The 20,072-nt window shown below is 41.1% G+C and carries 12 protein-coding genes and 1 pseudogene; 7 read left to right on the forward strand and 6 right to left on the reverse strand.

Features of this window, described 5'->3' with window-relative positions; all coding sequences use genetic code 11:
• Positions 1 to 2: 2 nt before the first annotated feature.
• Entirely contained in the window at positions 3 to 1,172 is a 1,170-nt protein-coding gene (locus DPV81_RS05485; protein WP_111387148.1) for an EmrA/EmrK family multidrug efflux transporter periplasmic adaptor subunit, read from the reverse strand.
• A 404-nt stretch (positions 1,173 to 1,576) separates the two neighbouring features.
• On the opposite strand from DPV81_RS05485, the gene DPV81_RS05490 reads away from it, so the two are divergent.
• Together DPV81_RS05490 and DPV81_RS05495 are read left to right on the forward strand one after the other, a co-directional pair.
• Positions 1,577 to 5,656 carry a YadA-like family protein gene (locus DPV81_RS05490; protein WP_111387150.1) on the forward strand — a complete coding sequence of 1,360 codons (4,080 nt, stop codon included), beginning with the start codon at positions 1,577 to 1,579 and terminating at the stop codon, positions 5,654 to 5,656.
• A gap of 148 nt (positions 5,657 to 5,804) precedes the next feature.
• A pseudogene (locus DPV81_RS05495) lies at positions 5,805 to 6,295 on the forward strand (DUF2827 family protein); the annotation flags it as partial.
• A 50-nt stretch (positions 6,296 to 6,345) separates the two neighbouring features.
• On the opposite strand, the gene nhaA reads toward DPV81_RS05495, so the two are convergent.
• Complete coding sequence (gene nhaA / locus DPV81_RS05500) at positions 6,346 to 7,530, reverse strand: Na+/H+ antiporter NhaA (RefSeq protein WP_111387152.1); 1,185 nt, start codon at positions 7,528 to 7,530, stop codon at positions 6,346 to 6,348.
• A gap of 202 nt (positions 7,531 to 7,732) precedes the next feature.
• Between nhaA and brnQ the strand changes: the two genes are divergently transcribed.
• Positions 7,733 to 9,034: a branched-chain amino acid transport system II carrier protein gene (gene brnQ, locus DPV81_RS05505; RefSeq protein WP_111387154.1), complete on the forward strand. Its 1,302-nt coding sequence runs from the start codon at positions 7,733 to 7,735 to the stop codon at positions 9,032 to 9,034.
• Positions 9,035 to 9,099: 65 nt separating this feature from the next.
• Here the strand turns inward: brnQ and rlmB are convergent, their stop codons facing one another.
• The 3 genes from rlmB to rpsT form a co-directional block, all read right to left on the reverse strand.
• On the reverse strand, positions 9,100 to 9,840 hold the full coding sequence (gene rlmB / locus DPV81_RS05510; RefSeq protein WP_005698098.1) for a 23S rRNA (guanosine(2251)-2'-O)-methyltransferase RlmB: 741 nt from the start codon (positions 9,838 to 9,840) through the stop codon (positions 9,100 to 9,102).
• Positions 9,841 to 9,919: 79 nt separating this feature from the next.
• The gene (gene rnr, locus DPV81_RS05515) at positions 9,920 to 12,265 is read right to left on the reverse strand and encodes a ribonuclease R (protein ID WP_111387156.1); all 2,346 of its coding nucleotides are present in this window, start codon (positions 12,263 to 12,265) and stop codon (positions 9,920 to 9,922) included.
• A 160-nt stretch (positions 12,266 to 12,425) separates the two neighbouring features.
• Positions 12,426 to 12,689 (reverse strand): 30S ribosomal protein S20, encoded by a 264-nt coding sequence (gene rpsT / locus DPV81_RS05520; RefSeq protein ID WP_111387158.1) that lies wholly within the window; start codon positions 12,687 to 12,689, stop codon positions 12,426 to 12,428.
• 266 nt (positions 12,690 to 12,955) lie between these two features.
• Between rpsT and murJ the strand changes: the two genes are divergently transcribed.
• Genes murJ through ileS form a run of 3 tightly spaced genes read left to right on the forward strand, consistent with a single transcriptional unit; the run spans position 12,956 to position 18,365 of the window.
• Complete coding sequence (murJ, locus tag DPV81_RS05530; protein ID WP_111387160.1) at positions 12,956 to 14,530, forward strand: murein biosynthesis integral membrane protein MurJ; 1,575 nt, start codon at positions 12,956 to 12,958, stop codon at positions 14,528 to 14,530.
• A gap of 50 nt (positions 14,531 to 14,580) precedes the next feature.
• Positions 14,581 to 15,507: a bifunctional riboflavin kinase/FAD synthetase gene (gene ribF, locus DPV81_RS05535; RefSeq protein WP_111387162.1), complete on the forward strand. Its 927-nt coding sequence runs from the start codon at positions 14,581 to 14,583 to the stop codon at positions 15,505 to 15,507.
• Between the two features lie 32 nt (positions 15,508 to 15,539).
• On the forward strand, positions 15,540 to 18,365 hold the full coding sequence (gene ileS / locus DPV81_RS05540; protein ID WP_111387164.1) for an isoleucine--tRNA ligase: 2,826 nt from the start codon (positions 15,540 to 15,542) through the stop codon (positions 18,363 to 18,365).
• A gap of 101 nt (positions 18,366 to 18,466) precedes the next feature.
• On the opposite strand, the gene ypfJ is transcribed toward ileS, so the two are convergent.
• Complete coding sequence (ypfJ, locus tag DPV81_RS05545; RefSeq protein WP_005699634.1) at positions 18,467 to 19,303, reverse strand: KPN_02809 family neutral zinc metallopeptidase; 837 nt, start codon at positions 19,301 to 19,303, stop codon at positions 18,467 to 18,469.
• A 177-nt stretch (positions 19,304 to 19,480) separates the two neighbouring features.
• On the opposite strand from ypfJ, the gene lysM reads away from it, so the two are divergent.
• Positions 19,481 to 19,921: a peptidoglycan-binding protein LysM gene (gene lysM, locus DPV81_RS05550; protein ID WP_111387166.1), complete on the forward strand. Its 441-nt coding sequence runs from the start codon at positions 19,481 to 19,483 to the stop codon at positions 19,919 to 19,921.
• The last annotated feature ends 151 nt before the right edge of the window (positions 19,922 to 20,072 follow it).

Below are 20,072 nucleotides of genomic sequence, written 5' to 3' on the forward strand. Positions count from 1 at the left end.
ACCTAGTAACTATTGTCGCGAATAATGGATTCGATCAAATTATTGACCGCACTTTCATCATATTGCAGCACATTGGTGGAATAAAGTGTTGTAGTAGGTGCTTGGTTACGCAAAGTTTCGCCTTGGCCATCACTCACATTTACTTTCACTGTCGCAGAAAGACCAATACGTAATGGATTTTCAGCCAGTTGTTGCGGATCTAATTGAATACGCACAGGCACACGTTGCACCACTTTGATCCAGTTACCGGTCGCATTTTGAGTGGGTAATAATGAGAATGCACTGCCCGTACCCATTTCAATTCCGACGACTTTTCCATTAAAGGTTTTATCCTTACCATAAAGGTCGAAATGAATTTCAACCGGCTGACCAATTCGCATATGGGTTAATTGTGTTTCTTTAAAGTTGGCATCTAACCACATTTGATCGGTATTCACCACTGCCATTAATGCCCCACCAACAGAAACCGCTTGTCCTACTTGCGCATTGCGACGAGCCACATAGCCTTTAATTGGACTACGGATTTTTGTGCGTTCTAAATTCAACCAAGCTTGCTTCAAATTACTGACCGCGCTTTGAATTTGTGGTTGTTCACTTAAAGGACCGTCTAACAATAAGGCTTGATTGGCTTCAAGTTGGTTTTGTGAGGTGGTTAAGTTTGCTTTCGCCAGTTCAACGGCTTCTTTGGCGTGTTGGAAAGATTCTTTATCGATAGCCCCATCTTTTACCAATTGAACGCGACGGTTTAAATTTCCTTGGGCTTGAGCAAGGGTAATTTCATTCGCTCGAACAGCAGATTTCAATTGTTTTACGGTGTAATTCAGTTGAGAAATTTGGCGAACGGCATTGGCTAAATTGCTTTTAGCCTGTTCAAAACTTAATTTGGCGTTGGTGTCATCCAGTTCCAATAACACGTCACCCGCTTGTACGGGATCCATATTATCAACATTAATTTTCGAAATATTTCCCGCAACTTGTGATGAGACCATCACCTGATTGCCGCTCACATAGGCATCTTCGGTTTCTTCAAAGTCTTTAATAAAGAAAAACCAATAAGCCGCAGAACCTATTGCAATCAGAAGAAGCAAAAGAATAAAAATGGAAAGCCCTTTTTTACGTTGTTGAGATTTATTATTTGAGGAAGTTTGTGTATCTGTTTGTTGATCGGACATAATGCGAGCCTTATGAGAAAATGCTGAAGTAAAAAAGGCTTCAGTCTATAAAATATGAATGTTTGTTCATTATGAACATGAATTAGAATTATTTCAAGAATTACCGCACTTGTTTAGATAAAAGTGCGGCCAATTTCAATGACGTTTTTTCATAACAAACAGGTGTCGGTATTGCTAAAGCAGAGAGTGGGATTTTGTTATGGTTTCTGAGTATAAAAATAAAATAATTATGTATTTGTTTTTTTAGGATAATTTATTTACATACTTTTACATAAATTATATTGAAAATGCCTAGATTTTATTATGCGGGTGTTAGATAATGGGGATTTGTCTCTGCTTGGGCATTTTGAGGCAGGCTCATTGTTTTATATAAGTTAAATTTATACAAAGGAGTTTCATTCTTTATGAATAAGATTTTTAAAGTAATTTGGAATCGTACGACTCAGTCGTTGGTGGTGACGTCTGAGTTGGCGAAAGGTGCAGCTAAAGCATCATGTGAGAATAACAACCAGGAAAATAAAACTTCCTTTGGAAGAATTTTCAAATTATCAACTCTTGCGATAGCTTTAACTAGTGCCGTTAATTATGCAAATGCTGCGTATACAGAAAATGGTTTTGCAAAGGCTGATAGTATTGCAATTAGCGGTAATACTGATATAAGCAAAAAAGCTGATGCACGAGGGCAAGGTCAAAATACTGATACAGGGAATATTGCCATTGGTACAGAAGCAGCTGCTCAGGGTGGTAATTCTGTAGCAATTGGATATTTAGCTAAAACCAGAGGTAATGGTGGTACAGCTGTTGGTCAAGGTGCTAAAGCTGGTGTTTCAAAAGATGATGGCTCAGCATCTTCAGCTTTTGGTTATTATGCAAATGCTGCTGCAAGTGGTTCAACTGCATTAGGCTTTCAAACTGTCGCTTCTACTAAACAGGCTACAGCAGCAGGTTATAAAGCTTCAGCCTCTGGCGAAGGTGCAACCGCTTTAGGTGCTAATGCAATAGCCTCCAATCAAAGTACAATCGCTATTTCTGCAGGTCCTAATACCACAACTGCAAGTGGAGTTGGTTCTATCGCGATTGGTACGAATGTAACTTCGAATGGAGCTGGAAATATTGCAACGGGTGCCAATGCCAATGCAACTGGAAACGGTGCTGTTGCAACGGGTTCTGGTTCAGTAGCAAATGGAAATAATGCAGTAGCAGTTGGAAATAATGCAAATGCAACTGGGGCAAAAGCTATGGCATTTGGTTCAGATGCTAAAGCACAAGCAAATAGAACTGTTGCAATTGGTGATGGAGCTAGCGCTACTAAAGAAAATGCAACAGCAATTGGTACTAATGCTACTGCTACTGGTAATTATTCAATTGCAATTGGTCTCAATGCAACTAGTGATCAAGCGGGTATTGCACAAGGATTCAATGCTAAGGCAGGTATTGACTCACTTGCTTTAGGAAGAGATAGTAAGGCAGCGTCTGGAAATAATATTGCTATTGGATCAGGTTCTAACGTTACTTCGGATAATGATGGCGTAGCGTTAGGAAAAGATACCTTTGTAAGTGGCGCTTCAGGTACCGCTTTAGGTTCTAGAGCTAATGTTAATGCTACTGCTGCTGCTGCGTTTGGTATGGCTTCTAAAGCCGAAGCTGAGTATGCTATTGCACTAGGCGCATTGTCAAAAGCAGGAACTAAGAATAGTATCGCGTTAGGAGCAATGTCAGAAGCAAAAGAAAATAAATTTGATGACTTAACAGCTCAAAAAGCAACATTTAATAATAAACAAGTTACTTTTGCAGGAACAAGTGGTTTTGAAGGAGCAGTTTCTGTTGGTACAGAACAAAGACAGCGCCAAATCCAAAATGTGGGTGCTGGCCGTCTAACCGCCACTTCTACCGATGCTGTCAATGGTAGTCAACTTTACGCTGTAATGACTAATTTAGGTTTTAATGCAGAACAAAATGGCGAATCAAAAGTACGTATTAACAATGATGGTAAGCTTAACTTTAAAAATGGAACAGAAACTGTTGCAACTGTTTCTAACACTGGTGATGTAGTTTACGATTTATCTGATGTAGCAAAAGCCAACATTACCACTGCATTAAGTAAAGCAAATCAAGCATTAAATACAACAAACTATTTCCATGTAAACAACGATGGAAAGAATCCAGCTAGTTCAACAGATGCTTTAACTTCTAATAGTGATAAAGTAGGTTTAGCTGGTGGAGCACAAGGTAAAAATTCTATTACTGCAGGTGTGGCAGCTACTACAACAACAGCTGCAGCTGGTGCCGTTGTGATGGGATATAAATCTTCATCAGCATCTGAAGATGCAGTTGTAATTGGTTCTGGTAGTGCTGTTTATACTGATGCAGCAAATGCAACACTCATTGGTAAAAACTCAAGCATAAAAGTGGGTAGTACCAATTCAACTCTATTAGGTTCTAACTCAGAAGTTCAAGCTGGCGCCCAAAATGCGACTGTTGTCGGTCAATACTCTGCAGCCGGCGAGAATTCATTAAATGCAACTGTTGTAGGTTCAAGAAGCTATGTTCGTCCGAATACAAATGATGGCACAGCATTAGGACATTACGCTGGCGTGGATAATAGCACAACAAATGGTACATCTGTTGGTGCCCGCACTTGGGTTGGCGAAAATGTGAATAATGGTACTGCTTTAGGGGTATATAACCTCGTTGGTAATAATACGCAAAATACCATTGCTATAGGTGTTGCAAATAATGTAAAAGATGGTGTTAAAAATAACACGATTATTGGACACGGCAATACCATTGCATCAAATGGTACAACAGTATTAGGTAATAACTTAAATATCGCAGCTGGCCTAGATGAAGCGGTGGTATTAGGTAATCATTCAACCACAACTGGCTCTCACGCAATTGAAAACGTAACTTCTGCAACTGTGGGTAATTTAACCTATAGTGGTTTCAAAGGAACAGTTGCAGGTGCAGGTAGTTTCGTAAGCGTCGGTGCGGCAGGTGATGAGCGTAAATTGATCAATGTTGCTGCAGGTAATATTTCCGCGACTTCAACAGAAGCGATCAATGGTTCACAACTCTATGTAGTAACTTCGCAATTAGATAAAACAAATACAACAGCGAATACGGCTAATGCAACAGCCAATGCCGCCAATGCAACTGCCAATACGGCTAATGCAACAGCGAATACCGCAAATGCAACGGCCAATGCTGCCAATGCAACAGCGAATGCCGCGAATGCGACGGCCAATACGGCCAATGCCACAGCGAATACCGCGAATGCGACGGCCAATACCGCCAATGCCACAGCGAATACCGCTAATGCAACAGCGAATACGGCTAATGCAACAGCCAATGCCGCGAATGCGACGGCCAATACCGCCAATGCAACAGCGAATACGGCTAATGCAACAGCCAATGCCGCCAATGCAACTGCCAATACGGCCAATGCAACAGCGAATACCGCAAGCGCAACGGCCAATGCTGCCAATGCAACAGCGAATACCGCGAATGCGACGGCCAATACCGCCAATGCAACAGCGAATACCGCGAACGCAACAGCGAATACCGCGAACTTAACAGCGAATACCGCGAATGCCACAGCGAATACCGCGAACGCAACAGCGAATACCGCGAATGCCACAGCGAATACTGCGAATGCCACAGCGAATACCGCGAATGCCACAGCGAATACGGCTAATGCGACAGCCAATACCGCCAATGCAACAGCGAATACCGCAAACGCAACAGCGAATACGGCTAATGCCACAGCAAATACAGCCAATGCAACAGCCAATACTGCCAATGCGACTGCCAATACCGCGAATGCAACGGCGAATACGGCTAATGCGACAGCTAATACCGCCAATGCCACCGCGAATAAAATAGCGGAATACATTGCAGCTGATAACACCAGCAAACGTGATAGTGCGAAAGCGAAAGGTAAAGATGCAACAGCGGTTGGTTATGGATCAAATGCAAGTGGCGAAAATGGCACTGCACTAGGCAATAACTCACAAGCTTCAGGTAAAAACTCAACTGCTGTGGGTCAAGGTGCGAAAGCAACTGCAGCTAACTCAGTAGCTCTAGGTCAAGGCTCTGTAGCAAATGAAGCAAATACTGTTTCAGTTGGTTCAGTCGGTAATGAACGTCGAATCACAAATGTCGCAGATCCTATTCGTGGTACTGATGCGGCTAATAAACAATATGTTGATAGTAAAATTGGTTCCGTACGTAGTGATTTGAGAAAAACTGATAAGAAACTTCGTGGTGGTATTGCTGGTGCAACAGCCGCAGCTAATATCCCACAAGTAACGAAAGCAGGTGGTTCAATGGTTGGCCTTGGTGTTGGTAACTACAAAGGTGAAAGTGCCGTTGCTGTAGGTTACTCTCGTGCGAGCGATAACAATAAAGTTATCTTCAAAGTGAGTGGGGCTGCAACTACTCAAGGTGATTACAATGTTGGTGCAGGTGTAGGTTATCAATGGTAGTCACTCACTAAACTAGATAAATCACTCGGGTAGGAATATCCGAGTGATTTTTATTATTTAAGTTATTTAAAAAACAGTTTTATTTTTGATCGCACTTTTAGATAATTTAAGTAATAGAAGAAGGACGAAAGCATGCGTAAATATAAAATTCGGATTACTTTTAATTTGTGAGCAAGCTTATCGAACAGATCCTGGGAAGCTTAAACATTTTTATGCCTGTAACAATTATCATAAGAAAGATAACTCAACATTCTTTAATTTTATTGGTCGAACTCAAATTATAGGAAAGGGGATTATGACCGTTGAAGGACATTATCAAATGCCTGATTTTCTTACCCGTTATATTGATGTAGTATTAAGCCACCAATGGGAAAATGGTCTGAATTATGCTTACAATGATGCGTTATATGGTGGCTATCCTTTTATTCATAACTCCAAGTTATTACCGGTGTAGGGTATTACTACAATGAATTTGATGCATTTGAGGGTGCAAAAGTTTTACTTGATGTGATTGAAAACTACGATAAAAATCATGATAAATATGTAAAACGTGCAAATGAATATCTCGATTCGTTACTGCCAACAAATCCAATGAATATTTATCTCTACGAGAAAGAACTTAAAAGACTTTTTGAATAAAAAAGAAAATCCTTTGCTAAAGTGGCAAAGGATTTTTTATTAAGACGTGATTATTTCGGTAACCTTGTGGTGGCTTTTAACGCCATATACCCCACAATCGCAGAAACAGTGGAGCCTAATAAGATCCCTAATCGAGAAAGGGCGTTAATGCTTTCACCGGCATCAGCATTGAAGGCAAGGCTGGCTAAGAACATTGACATGGTGAAGCCGATACCACACAAAATTGCTACGGCAAAAATTTGTTTAAAGTTGATGCCTTGTGGAAGTTTTGCAATGCCAAGTTTAACGGAAAGATAACTGAAACCAAATACGCCGAGTGGTTTTCCGATAATTAAGCCAAGAGAAATCGCGAGCAATAATGGTGATGTCAGCATGCTGAGATCAATGCCATCAAAGCTTACACCCGCATTGGCAAATGCAAATAATGGCAAGATAACAAAGGATGACCAAGGGGCAAGAATGTGCTCAAAGTCGTGTAATGGTGTTTCGCCATTTTTGCCTTTCAATGGAATACAAAATCCGATGATAACCCCTGCAAGGGTAGCATGCACACCTGATTTTAATACCGAAGCCCATAAGATTGTTCCCACTACCATATAGACACAAAGTGCGGTCACTTTAAAGCGGTTTAATGCGATAAGTACAACAATAGCAACCGCAGCAAAGATAAGTGCTTGTACACTTAATCCGTGTGAGAAAAACAGTGCAATAACGACAATGGCACCTAAGTCATCAATGATGGCTAAAGCAAGTAAAAAGATTTTTAGTGGGAGTGGCACTTGTTTACTTAATAACGCCATGATGCCCAGTGCAAAGGCAATGTCTGTCGCCATTGGGATTGCCCAGCCATCGGCTAAAGTAGGATCTTGTTGTGCAATAAAAATATAAACCAAGGCAGGAATAACCATTCCGCCAACTGCAGCAATGGCAGGGAAAACCGCTTGTTGATAGCTTGAAAGGGAACCCTCAAATAATTCTCTTTTGACTTCCATTCCCACTAAAACAAAGAATACCGCCATAAAACCATCATTGATCCAGTGAATTAAGGTTTTATCGATAGAAAAAGTCCCTACTTGAATGCTGACTGGTAAGTTTAAAAAGTCGTTATAGTTTTGATTGAGCGGTGAATTAGCTAATAGCATTGCGACTACCGCTGAAAAAAGTAATAAAATTCCGCCAGCTGATTCCAATTTGAAAAAACGCTGAATTTGTTGAATCAAACTCAGTTTATTCATTCATTTTCTCCTAAAAAAGTAATAATAAAGCTTGGATATTATCACAAATTTACTAATTTAGGGAAAATAGGCTGTGGATAATGTGTGATTTAATCAGAATGTGATAGATTTCGTGATCTATTTCACAAAATTTATTTTCATTTTTGGAATAAAAAACAATTTAATAGTAGAATTCTTAAAATTTATTTATTCGAGAATACTTATGTTTTCAAAAAAAGACATCATCGTACTAGGTATGATGATTTTTGCTTTATTTTTAGGCGCGGGAAATATTATTTTCCCACCGATGGAGGGGTACTCCGCAGGTAACCATTGGGCAACGGCTTCGCTAGGGTTTGTGATAACAGGTGTACTCATGCCATTTATTACATTGGTTGTGGTGTCAGTGTTAGGACGTGGCGAAGAACTGACTAAGGATTTACCCAAGTGGGCAGGCGTATCCTTTTTAACCATTCTTTATTTAGTCATCGGTTCAACCTTTGCGATGCCTCGAATTACCAATGTCGCTTATGAAATGGCATGGTTACCATTGGGGCTCGTTGAAGATAGTTCGACGACACGCCTTATTTTCTCTGTGATCTTTAATATTATAGCAATGGGATTCATGATTCGCCCAAGTACCATTATTTCAACGGTGGGTGAAGTGATGACGCCAGCATTGTTGGTATTATTACTCGTTGTTGGGATCACGGTTTTTGTTTCACCTCTTTCTGACATTGTTGCCCCATCGCAGGCGTATGCCGAGAATTCAGCATTAACTACAGGATTAATTAGTGGTTATCAAACGATGGATGTATTGGCTGCGATTGCCTTTGGTGGCATTGTTGCAAGGGCGTTGTCTGCAAAAAATGTGACCAATCCACAAAAGATTGTTCAATATACGATTTCAGCGGGTTTTGTCTCTGTCATTTTATTAGCTTGTCTATATTTTGCCTTATTCTATTTAGGGGCGACTTCTGATGCTGTAGCACAAGGTGCAACAAATGGCGGCCAAATTTTCTCTCGTTATGTGAACAGTTTATTTGGCACAGCGGGAACCTGGATCATGGCAGGTATCATTACTTTAGCAAGTTTAACCACATTAGTGGGCGTAACCAGTGCGTGTGGTGATTATTTCTCCAAGTTTTCGACACGTTTTTCTTATCCATTTTGGATTGTCTTCTTCACCGCAATGACGACAATTATTTCACAATATGGCTTAACAAAATTACTCCGAGTGACAATTCCAGCCTTGTTGTTGATTTACCCAATGGCGATCATGTTAGTGGTTTTACAGCTTGTGCGTAATAAATTGCCTTCTATTCGATTGAGTTATTACGTAACCATCTTTGTGACAGTTTGTTTTAGTTTGGTTGATAGTTTGAAAAACTTAGATGTCTTGCCTGAAGGGTTGCATCAAGTCATGATTCATTTCCCGCTTTACTCACAGGGATTAGCTTGGTTGGTACCTGCATTATGTACTTTAGTGATCTCCATACTATTAGGGAAAACCATTTCAAAATAACAAAAATGCCGACAATGATTTGTCGGCATTTTTTATATCAAGTGCGGTTATTTTTTCACGCGTTTTTAGGCGGCTAGACGTTGTCTTACAATTTCAAATAAACATACGCCAGTCGCAACAGAAACATTCAGGGATGAAACTGATCCCGCCATTGGAATACTAATGAGTTGATCACAATGTTCACGAGTAAGGCGACGCATGCCTTCACCTTCGGCCCCCATCACCAAGGCAAGAGAACCCGTAAGTTTACTTTGGTAAATGGTTTCTGTTGCTTCACCAGCTGTACCCACTACCCAAATATTATGGTTTTGTTGTAGATCTCGCAAAGTACGCGCTAAGTTAGTGACGCGAATCAATGGTACAGTCTCCGCAGCACCGCAAGCCACTTTACGTGCGATAGAGGTAAGTTGAGCCGATTTATCTTTTGGCACGATGACTGCACTCACACCAGCTGCATCCGCAGTACGTAAACAGGCCCCTAGGTTATGGGGATCCGTCACGCCATCAAGCACCAATAAAAGTGGATTTTGTTTACGAGTAAGAAGTTCATCCAAATCATGTTCATTTAGCTCTTTGGCTTCTTGCACACGCGCAATCACACCTTGATGCACTTCACCATTAGATTTTTTATCTAATGTTTGACGGTTTACAAATTGCACCGCAATACCTAAAGCATAGAGCTCATTGAGTAAGGGTTGTAGGCGTTTATCTTCACGGCCTTTCAGCACAAAAACTTCAATTAAACGTTCAGGGCTATTTGCTAAAATGCTGTTTACAGCATGGATACCATAGATATTTTCTGACATAGGGTTCTCTTATTTATTATTTTTTGTCATTATCCTCCCTCTTTAGCAAAGAGAGGGAAGGGGAGATTGGATAAAAATATTATTTCTTCCGTTTTCTCGTCGGTTTCTTCGAAACATCTTTATTTTTGACCGCACTTTTACGTTTCTTTGACGCTTTAGGTGGCAGTTCCTTAAAGACTTTTTTCGCTTTTTGTTTCGCTGTTTTTCCCACTCGACGTGGTTTTCTGGCACTTTCAACTAAACTAAAATCTACCATTTTTTGTTCTAAATGAACGGCGACCACGCGAATTTTGACTTTATCGCCAAGGCGGTAGATCATACCACTATTTTCACCGATCAAACGTTGTTTTGCCGCATCAAATTGATAGTAGTCGTTATCTAAAGTGGAAATATGGACTAATCCGTCAATGAATAAATCATCTAAACGTACGAATAAGCCAAAGCCCGTTACAGATGAGATCACTCCGCTAAATTCAGCGCCCACGTGATCTTGCATATATTCACATTTCAGCCAATCTGCTACTTCGCGAGTGGCATCATCGGCACGGCGTTCTGTCATCGAGCAGTGATCGCCTAATAAATCCATTTCATCAAAGGAATAGTGATAGCCGCCAGTATCTGTGGTTTTACGTTTAGCGCCTTTTTCTTTCGCTAACAAATACTTAATCCCACGATGAAGGGTTAAATCCGGATAACGACGAATCGGGGAAGTAAAGTGTGCATATTCCTCTAAAGCTAAACCAAAGTGACCGATATTATCCGCATGATAAACCGCTTGGCTTAATGAGCGAAGTAACATGGTTTGAATGAGCTCGTGATCCGGACGATCTTTCACTTGCTCTAACAATTTCGCATAATCTTTTGTGGTCGGTTTCATGCCACCTTCAAGGCTTAAACCACATTCACTTAAGAATGCACGGAAAGACGTCAGTTTTTCTTCACTCGGAGCGGCATGAATGCGATAGAGTGCAGGCTCTTTATGTTTTTCCATAAAGTTTGCCGCCGCAATATTCGCGAGAATCATGCATTCTTCAATGATTTTGTGAGCATCATTTCGCACAACAGGTTCAATGCGATCAATTCGTCCCATGGCATTGAAAATAAATTTGGTTTCAATGGTTTCAAAATCGATGGCACCACGTTGTTTACGGGCATCGAGTAACGCTTGATAGAGATGATGCAATTCTTCTAAATGTGGCACTAGCCCTTGATAACGGGAGCGAAGTTCATCATCGCCGTCTAAAACCGCCGCGACTTTCGTATAGGTTAAACGTGCATGAGAATTCATGACCGCTTCATAAAAACGATAGTCCGTGAGTTTACCTTTGGCAGAAATGTGCATTTCACACACCATACACAAGCGATCAACTTGTGGATTCAGTGAACACAATCCGTTCGATAAAATCTCCGGTAGCATTGGCACGACACGATTTGGGAAGTAAACGGAGTTACCTCGGTTATAAGCTTCAGTGTCCAATGCAGAACGTAAACGCACATAATAGCTGACATCGGCAATTGCCACCCAAAGCTTCCAGCCTTTACCACTTTTTTCACAATATACAGCATCATCAAAATCACGTGCATCTTCGCCATCAATGGTCACCAGAGGAAGATTGCGTAAATCCACACGGCCTTTTTTTGCTTCTTCAGGCACTTCTTCAGTAAATTTTTTAACGTATTTTTCGACCGCACTTGGGAATTGGTGAGGAATGTCATGATTACGAAGGGCGATTTCCACTTCCATCCCTTTTGCCATATTGTCACCGAGAATTTCGGTGATGATACCAACAGGTTGACTAAAGGATGCAGATCGTTCTTGCAATTCAACCACGACAACTTGTCCCATTCGGGCACCATTGCGGTGTTCATTAGGGACTAAAATATCTCGTCCGATACGGCTATCATCAGGCACCACATAGCTAAAACCATTTTCTAAGAAGAAACGGCCGACAATTTGTTTTTTACGACTTTCAAGTACACGAACAATTCGAACTTCACGACGACCACGGCGATCTAAGCCTGCAGGTTGGGCTAACACAAAATCACCATGCATTACACGTTGCATTTGGTGATTAGGAATAAAGAGATCTTCTTTTTTGCCTTCGACTTGTAAAAAGCCATAGCCTTCGCGGTGGCCAATAACCATGCCTTTGAATAAATCTAATTTTTCAGGCAAGGCATAGCGTTTACGTTTAGTGAAAACTAATTGTCCATCATTTTCCATGGCGCGTAAGCGGCGGCGCATGGCTTCTTGTTGTTCATCACTTTTAATTGAAAGTGCGGTCAGAATTTCTTCCCGACTCATCGGGGCATTATTTTCACGGATAATTTGCAGAATGTAGTCTCTGCTTGGGATCGGATTACCATATTTGGCTAATTCTTTTTGATAATTCGGATCCGCTTTTTTAAAAGATTTTTTGGTCATTTATTGTTTATTTTATGATTAATTTTTAAGTTGTGGGGTAGTTTACAGGTTAAAGGGGGGAATGCAAGCTTGTTATCAGGCGTTTGTGGCAGGACGGTTTACGGCAAACAAAAACCGCACCAAAGTGCGGTTTTATTTTTAAGCTGTTTTAATGCTTTAATTACGCTAATTTTTTGATTTGAGCAGCTAATTTAGCTTTGTGGTTTGCTGCTTTGTTAGCGTGGATTAAGCCTTTAGAAGCCATACGGTCAACAACTTTTTGCATTTCAACGAATGCTGCTTCAGCTGCTGCTTTTTCACCTGCTACTACTTGAGCATATACTTTTTTGATGTAAGTACGCATCATAGAGCGTTGGCTTGCGTTGTGTTGGCGGCGTTTTTCAGATTGAACCGCGCGTTTTTTTGCTGACTTGATATTAGCCAAGGTCAAACTCCTAAAATTTCTGTTAGATGATTATGACAAAATAAGGGCGTAGAATATGCCGATTTTTTATACTTTTGTCAATGAATAATTTGTGTTGATTTCGGTGAGACACAACCGAAAGTAAGCATCGTTATTAAAAAAAAGCGCTTTCTATTGGCTCACACAAACGATGTGGGCAGGATTTTATCAGTTTTTTTCGTTGGAATATAGCGTAAAAACAAAAATTCTATACAATTAAGGCAAATTTTTTTGAAGAGACCCCTATTTTGAGTAAACGACTTTTAAAATCCGGCATTATCGTGAGTGGGATGACATTAGTGTCCCGTGTGTTAGGTTTAGTCCGCGATGTGGTGATTGCCCATTTGATCGGTGCAGGCGCAGCGGCAGATGTGTTTTTATTCGCTAACCGTATCCCAAACTTTTTACGTCGTTTATTTGCGGAAGGGGCATTTTCTCAGGCTTTCGTCCCTGTGTTAGCCGAATATCAAAAATCGGGCGATCTTTCTAAAACGCGAGAATTTATCGGAAAAGTATCGGGTACGCTAGGCGGATTAGTCAGTATTGTTACTTTGCTTGCCATGGTGGGCTCACCTGTTGTTGCGGCGATCTTTGGTATGGGCTGGTTTACCGATTGGCTAAATGACGGACCTGATGCGCACAAATTTGAACAAGCGTCTTTACTCTTAAAAATTACGTTTCCTTATTTATGGTTTGTCACCTTTGTGGCACTTTCCGGCGCGATTTTAAATACGATAGGTAAATTCGGTGTGATGTCGTTCTCGCCTGTTTTACTTAATATTGCGATGATTGCGACCGCACTTTTCCTCGCACCAAGATTAGATAATCCTGATCTTGCCCTTGCTATCGGGATCTTCTTAGGCGGTTTATTACAATTTTTATTCCAAATCCCTTTCTTGAAAAAAGCCGGCTTGCTCGTAAAACCAAAATGGGCATGGCATGATGAAGGGGTAGCCAAAATTCGTCGATTGATGATTCCTGCCTTGTTCGGGGTTTCCGTCAGTCAAATCAACTTGCTACTTGATACGGTCATTGCCAGTTTCTTAATGACGGGATCTATTAGTTGGCTTTATTATTCTGATCGTCTATTAGAGTTTCCACTTGGTCTATTTGGTATCGCCATTTCCACCGTGATTTTACCAACACTGGCTCGCCATCATGTGAATCGAGAAGATAATTCTTCCCAAAGCGCAGTGGATTTTCGTAACACCATGGATTGGGGCGTGCGAATGATTTTATTACTCGGTGTGCCGGCTGCAATTGGTATTGCCGTGTTAGCGCAACCAATGTTATTGGTGTTATTTATGCGTGGCAGTTTTACCTTAACAGATGTGCACGCAGCCTCTTATTCTTTATGGGCATTCAATGCCGGTTTACTTAGCTTTATGCTGATTAAGATCCTGGCTAACGGCTATTACGCACGCCAAGACACCAAAACCCCCGTGAAAATCGGGATCATCGCCATGGTGAGCAATATGGGCTTTAACGTATTGGCGATTCCATTTAGTTATGTGGGCTTAGCGATAGCTTCTGCGATGTCAGCAACCTTAAATGCTTATTTGCTTTATCGTGGTTTAGCTAAAGAAGATGTATACCATTTTTCACGTAAAAGTGCGGTCTTTTTTCTGAAAGTTTTAGGTGCAGCCTTAGCCATGGGCGGTTTGGTTTGGTATAACTGCCCACCGATTCAAGAATGGGCATCCATGACATTTTTAATGCGTATCTATTGGTTGGTTTGGTTAATTGGACTGGCTGCGGTCGTTTATTTAGGCGTATTGGTGCTCTTGGGTGTTCGTAAACACCATTTACTGACAAAACATTAAGTTACCGCTATAATGCACCGATTATTTTTCGTTTTTTGGAATAAGATGTAATGCAATTAATTCGTGGGCTTCATAATTCACAGCCATATTTGTCAGGGTGCGCATTAACCATTGGCAATTTTGATGGGGTGCATTTGGGGCATCAGGCGATTTTGCGTCATCTTCGTCAGAAAGCGAATGCGCTAAATTTACCCATGGCGGTGATGCTTTTCGAACCGCAACCGCGCGAATATTTTATGGGTGACAAAGCCCCTGCGCGCTTAATGCGGTTAAGAGATAAATTACATTATTTAGCTCAGGCTGGTGTGGATGTGGTGATCGTCGCGAAATTTGACCGCACTTTTGCTGATCTTCCTGCAGAACAATTTATTGAAGATTGGCTTGTTCGCAAATTAAATGTGAAATTTCTCAGTATTGGCGATGATTTCAAATTTGGTGCGAAACGTTTAGGCAATTTTGCGATGTTGCAAGAAGCCGGAAAGCAGTTTGGTTTTGAAGTTGAAGACAGTCGCACCTTCTGTTTAGATGAGTTACGTATTAGTAGCACCGCTATCCGTGAAGCGTTGGCTAAAGATGATTTACAGCATGCGCAAAATTTACTCGGCAAGCCTTATCGTATTTTTGGTCGAGTGATCCATGGCAATAAATTAGGCCGAACCATTGGTTTTCCTACCGCGAATGTTCTCTTACATCGCCAAGTGAATCCTGTAAAAGGGGTTTATGCGGTGAAAGTGCGGTTAAAATCAGGCGAGATTTTTAATGGTGTCGCCAACATGGGAAAACGCCCAACTATTAACGGTACGATACAATTATTAGAAGTCCATTTGTTTGATTTTTCTGAGAATATTTATGGACAAATGGTCGAAGTGGAATTCTGCCATAAGATTCGAGATGAGATAAAGTTTCCGTCTTTTGAGGCGTTAAAAGCTCAAATTGAACAAGACGTAAAAACAGCGAAAGCATTTTTTGCAAAATAGAATTAGATTGAAATATAAAATTGGAAAATAACATGACAGTTGATTACAAAAACACGTTAAATTTACCTGAAACAGGTTTCCCAATGCGTGGCGATTTAGCCAAACGCGAACCTGTAATGTTAAAAAATTGGTATGACAAACAGTTGTATCAAAAAATCCGCCAAGCGACGAAAGGTAAAAAATCCTTTATTTTGCATGATGGCCCTCCATATGCGAACGGTAACATCCATATCGGTCATGCCGTGAATAAAATTCTGAAAGATATTATTATTAAATCTAAAACGGCATTAGGTTTTGATTCACCTTATATCCCGGGTTGGGACTGTCATGGTTTACCAATTGAATTAAAAGTAGAAGGTTTGGTGGGTAAACCAAACGAGAAAGTGACCGCAGCTGAATTCCGCCAAAAATGCCGTGAATACGCCGCAGAGCAAGTAGAAGGTCAGAAAAAAGACTTTATCCGTTTAGGCGTGTTAGGCGATTGGGATAATCCTTATTTAACCATGAACTTCAACACCGAAGCAAACATCATTCGTACACTCGGTAAAGTGATTGCGAATGGTCATTTATACAAAGGTTCAAAACCGGTGCACTGGTGTTTGGATTGTGGCTCTTCTTTAGCGGAAGCGGAAGTGGAATACGAAGACAAAGTTTCTCCGTCTATCTATGTGCGTTTCCCTGCAGTAAGTGCGGTTGAAATTGAAGAGAAATTTAATGCAGTAGGCAAAGGCCATGGCAAATTATCTGCGGTGATTTGGACAACTACACCTTGGACAATGCCATCTAACCGTGCGATTGCAGTAAATGCAGACTTAGAATACAACTTAGTACAACTTGGCGATGAGCGTGTGATTTTAGCTGCTGAATTAGTGGAGTCTGTAGCGAAAGCGGTGGGTGTAGAACAGGTCGAAGTTTTAGGCTCAGTAAAAGGTCAAGCACTTGAGTTAGTACGCTTTAACCATCCATTCTATGATTTCACTGTGCCAGTGATTCTGGGCGATCACGTTACCACTGATGGCGGTACAGGTTTAGTTCACACAGCACCAGACCACGGTTTAGACGACTTTATTGTAGGACAAAAATATAATTTACCGATGGCGGGTCTTGTATCGAATGACGGTAAATTTATTTCAACGACTGAATTCTTCGCAGGCAAAGGTGTATTTGAAGCCAATCCATTGGTTGTTGAAAAATTACAAGAAGTGGGCAACTTATTAAAAGTTGAGAAAATCAAACACAGTTATCCACATTGCTGGCGTCACAAAACTCCGATTATTTTCCGTGCGACACCGCAATGGTTTATCGGTATGGAAACACAAGGCTTACGTCAACATGCTCTAGGCGAAATCAAACAAGTTCGTTGGATTCCAGATTGGGGTCAAGCTCGTATCGAAAAAATGGTTGAAAACCGCCCAGACTGGTGTATTTCCCGTCAACGTACTTGGGGCGTGCCGATGACCTTATTCGTGCACAAAGAAACCGAAGAGCTTCATCCGCGTACTTTAGAGTTACTTGAAGAAGTAGCTAAACGTGTAGAAAAAGCCGGTATTCAAGCATGGTGGGATTTAGACGAAAAAGAATTATTAGGTGCAGATGCAGAAACCTATCGCAAAGTGCCTGATACCCTTGACGTATGGTTTGACTCAGGATCAACCTATTCTTCTGTTGTGGCGAATCGTCCGGAATTTAACGGTCAAGATATCGATATGTATTTAGAAGGTTCTGACCAACACCGTGGTTGGTTTATGTCTTCTTTAATGCTTTCTACGGCGACAGACAGCAAAGCACCATACAAACAAGTCTTAACCCATGGTTTCACCGTGGATGGTCAAGGCCGTAAGATGTCAAAATCTATCGGTAACATCGTGACTCCACAAGAAGTCATGGATAAATTCGGTGGTGATATTTTACGTTTATGGGTTGCGTCTACCGACTATACCGGTGAAATGACCGTTTCTGATGAGATCTTAAAACGTGCAGCAGATAGCTATCGTCGTATTCGTAACACTGCGCGTTTCTTATTAGCAAACTTAAACGGTTTTGATCCGCAACGTGATGCGGTTAAACCGGAAGACATGATTAGCTTAGATCGTTGGGCGGTAGCTTGTGCCTTAGATGCACAAAAAGAAATTAAAGACGCGTACGATAACTATCAATTCCATACTGTGGTACAACGTTTAATGCGTTTCTGTTCTGTGGAAATGGGCTCATTCTACCTTGATATTATCAAAGACCGTCAATACACCACCAAAGCAGACAGCCTTGCGCGTCGTAGCTGCCAAACAGCGTTATGGCATATTGCGGAAGCATTGGTTCGTTGGATGGCACCAATCTTGTCATTCACGGCAGATGAAATTTGGGGCTACTTGCCACAAACCGTGACGCCACGTGCTGAATTCGTCTTCACTGAAGAATTCTACGAAGGCTTATTTGGTTTAGGCGAGAATGAAAAATTAGATGATGCTTACTGGCAACAACTGATTAAAGTTCGTTCTGAAGTGAACCGTGTATTAGAAATCGCCCGTAACGACAAAGTGATCGGTGGTGGTTTAGAAGCAGAAGTAACGGTTTATGCGAACGATGAATATCGTGCATTGTTAGAACAATTAGGTAATGAATTACGTTTCGTGTTAATTACCTCAAAAGCAGAAGTGAAAGTATTAGCTGACAAACCAGCAGATATAGCTGCTGGCGAGTTAGAGGGAATTGCCGTAAGCGTAGTACGTTCTAACGGTGAAAAATGCCCACGTTGTTGGCATTATTCTGATAAAATCGGTGTGAACCCTGAACATCCTACACTTTGTCCACGTTGTGTGGAAAACGTAGCGGGTAACGGCGAAGTACGTCAGTTTGCGTAGCTTAACATCATAAAGAGAAAGTGCGGTCAATTTTGACCGCACTTTTTTTTGCTGAAATGCACAGAAATAAAAAAGGCTGACATGAATCAGCCTTAAAGATCTTATTGGTTAAAGGTATTACATACAGAAGGGTTAGCGCTTTGTAAGCCTTTTCTGAACCATTCTAGACGCTGTGCAGATGTACCGTGAGTGAAACTATCCGGTACCACATAACCTTGGCTACGTTTTTGTAAACGGTCATCGCCCACAGCTTCTGCCGCATTAAACGCTTTTTCTTCATCACCGCGTTCAAATAAACCACTTTTCACCGCTTGGCTCGCCCAAACACCGGCGAAACAGTCAGCCTGAAGTTCTAATTGAACGGAAAGTTGATTCGCCGTTTTACGATCGCTGCTTTGTTGTGCGCGATTCACTTGCGGCAGAATACCGAGCATATTTTGCACGTGGTGACCAACTTCGTGTGCAATCACATAAGCAAAGGCTGAATCGCCTGCTGCACCTAGTTTATTTTTCATTTCATTATAGAATGATAAATCAAGGTAAACTTTGCGATCGCTTGGGCAGTAGAATGGACCCATTGCAGATTGACCCGTACCACAAGCAGTTGGGGTCACACCATTGTAAAGTACCATGGTTGGCTCGCTATAGGTTTTACCCATTTGTCTAAAATATTGCCCCCAAACGGTTTCAGTATCCGCTAATACAACTTTAGAAAGACTCGCAAGCTGCTGTTCTTCTTGGGTTTCTAATTGTTGAGAGCTTTGTCCTGAAAAATCAGGCGTACCTACTAAGCCTGAAAGATCCACGCCATAATAAGCGCCGACTAAAAGAATGATAATACCGAGAACACCGGTGCCTTTTCCGCCACCGAAGTTACCGCCGCCAGAGCCACGTCTATCTTCAATATTTGAGCTTTCTCTACGACCTTCCCAACGCATAATTTGTCCTTTCTGAGTGAGTAAATTAAAAATCGGCGTATTCTATCAAAGTGCGGTCAATTTTAGATCAGTTTTCTTGAAATATTTACATAGCTTTACACTCTGTTTTATAGACTTCTTAAGGGAATTTCAGTATCGTAATACTCCCTTAAACAAACATACAAAAGGAACTTTAAAATGGGTTTATTTGATTTTGTCAGTGACATTGGTAAGAAAGTTTTCTCTAAAGAAGAAGATGCATCTAAAGCAGTGACTCAACACATCGCTGAAGATAATCCAGGCGTGGAAAACTTATCTGTTACCGTTGAAAATGGTGTAGCAAATATCCAAGGTGTGGCAGCAAACGCGGCTGCATTAGAAAAAGCAGTATTAATGGCGGGTAATATTCAAGGTATCCGTTCAGTGACTAGCGATGCAAGCATCAATAGCGGTGAAACCTTAGGCAGTGATGAAACATTCTATGTAATCCAAAAAGGTGACACCTTGTGGAAAATCGCTGAGAAAGCTTATGGAAATGGTGCAAAATATACCGCTATCGTTGAAGCAAACAAAGAAGTGATTAAAGACGCGGATAAGATTTTCCCAGGTCAAAAAATTCGTTTACCGAAAGGTTTATAATTCGATAAAAAGTGCGGTTATTTTTGACCGCACTTTTTTCTTTATCAAAAATTGTTGATAAATTGTGCAATTTTAGCCGGTTTTCCAGTGAATTTTCCGGTTTCTATCGACTGTTTGATTTTCTTTCGCTATAATTTGGCGGTTTTTTACT

Origin of the sequence: Haemophilus parainfluenzae (assembly GCF_003252795.1) — a bacterium.
Lineage (GTDB): Bacteria > Pseudomonadota > Gammaproteobacteria > Enterobacterales > Pasteurellaceae > Haemophilus_D > Haemophilus_D parainfluenzae_K.